This window comes from Rhodococcus sp. P4_C10, assembly GCF_056402135.1.
On the sequence record NZ_JBFUHZ010000113.1, the window covers coordinates 1 to 429 of the forward strand.

Genomic DNA, 429 nt, shown 5'->3' on the forward strand with positions numbered 1-429 from the left:
CATCGACATCGAGAACACCCGACAACCGCACCACAACCGGAATGTTGTACGCCGACGACGAGGAATCGAAACGGTTCAAGAACCACATCCGCGACTGCGCAAGCGACAGCGGAATCCGCTCCGGACGCTCCCACACCGTCAACGCGACATGACCACCCGCACCAGCGGACGACGCCAACCGCGCGGCCAACGCCTCGACCGACGCCGCCTCGAACAACTCCCGCACCGCAACCCGGGTGTCGAGCGCACTGCCGAGCCGCGCCGCGACCTGCATCGCGACCAGCGAGTTGCCGCCCAGAGCGAAGAAATCATCGTCCAGACCCACCCGCTCGACCCCGAGCAACTCCTCGAACACCGACGCCACCGCCCGCTCGACCCCGGTCACCGGAGCACGGAACTCCGCCACCTCGAACACCGGAGCCGGCAACG

1 protein-coding gene is annotated in these 429 nt (G+C 67.1%); it reads right to left on the reverse strand.

Annotated features, from left to right (window positions below):
* A partial coding sequence (locus tag AC1DWC_RS26760) for a phosphopantetheine-binding protein (RefSeq protein WP_477912926.1) occupies positions 1 to 429 on the reverse strand: 429 nt, incomplete at both ends.